The 453-nt window shown below is 34.4% G+C and carries 1 pseudogene; it reads right to left on the reverse strand.

Annotated features, from left to right (window positions below):
* Positions 1-453 (reverse strand): annotated as a pseudogene (locus tag IU405_RS00740) (hypothetical protein); the annotation flags it as partial.

Below are 453 nucleotides of genomic sequence, written 5' to 3' on the forward strand. Positions count from 1 at the left end.
AGTAGAAATAGTTGAAAGAGCATCAGTAGTTACGAAATCTAAGTTAGAGAAAGTAAGTGTAGTTCCAAAAGTGTCAGCATCAATACCTTTTACTTTACTACCCACTTTAAAGCCTTTGAAAACGATATTATTATTAGCACCTGTTGCATCCGCTTTCCAGTCACCATAAGTTGTAAGTCTTGTAGCATTTGCGTTACCAATAGCAGTTACGCCATTAATAGTGTAAGATCCAGTAACTCTAGGAGTAGAAGTAGACTCAGTACCATCAATTTCGAATGCAGTATCACTACCTTCACCCATTACAACAAGAGCATTTGTAATAGTTCCTGAATATGCTTGATCTAAATCAATAGCATCATCAGTTTGGTTATAAATTAAAAGGTTATTTACATTTACATTTCCACCAAAAATTTCGATTCCGTCATCATCATTAGAGATGATCTCGATATTTTC

This window comes from Polaribacter sp. BAL334 (assembly GCF_015767435.1).
GTDB lineage: Bacteria > Bacteroidota > Bacteroidia > Flavobacteriales > Flavobacteriaceae > Polaribacter.